General features: G+C 44.2%; 1 protein-coding gene. It reads left to right on the forward strand.

Going from position 1 to position 762, the window contains the following annotated elements:
- The coding region (locus tag A3739_RS06145; RefSeq protein ID WP_068500697.1) for an AraC family transcriptional regulator at nt 1–726 on the forward strand (726 nt) is incomplete at its 5' end.
- Between the last annotated feature and the right edge of the window lie 36 nt (nt 727–762).

A 762-nucleotide genomic window follows, 5' to 3' on the forward strand; every position in this document is an offset into this window, starting at 1 on the left:
GATGCACTCGAAATCTCACACAGCTATTACGAGCTGCTAGGCAGCTTTACTGATCCCACGATTATCCAAGATCAAGAAGAACTGACCCATCGGCTTGTAAACGTATCAGGACTGAGTGAGCGTTTACTGCACATGATATTCGAGTTAACGATCGGCGGCATGCAAGCCGTCTCGCGCGAGATCACGGGCAGTCCAGTTAAAACACGTGCTTTAAAATTCGTTCTAAAACTTACAGAGGCGGATAAAGCCTTCTATCGCAGTCACTTTGATTGCGAGATTGAAGATGACGCAAAATTCAATGAATGGGTAGTGGACCTTGCTCATCTTAAACAAGAGCTCACATACGCTTACCGTGCAAAGCATGAATTGAAAGACAGCATTGAGCAACTGAATCAACTTATGCAAACACTGAAAGATGAGTTCGCATTGGTCAACAAGTTCGACCGCTTAGTGCGAAATGACGGCGATAGCTACCCTAACTCCAAAGCCATTGCCGAAGCCATGTGTATGAGTGAACGCACCTTCCGACGAAAACTTGGAAAGATCGGTCTAAATTACAATACTTTGATGGGCAAAATTCGTTGCCAAATTGCGATCGCAATGCTTCAACAAGGCGACTTTACCAATGAAGATATTGCCTTCGAATTGGGCTTTTCAGACGCGGCAAATTTCTGCAACGCATTTAAAAAGTGGACAAAACAAACGCCCAATTTNTATCGACCTTGAGGCTTATTATCCGCATTTAGGTGAGCTAAGCTTCTT

The organism is Oleiphilus sp. HI0067 (assembly GCF_001635735.1).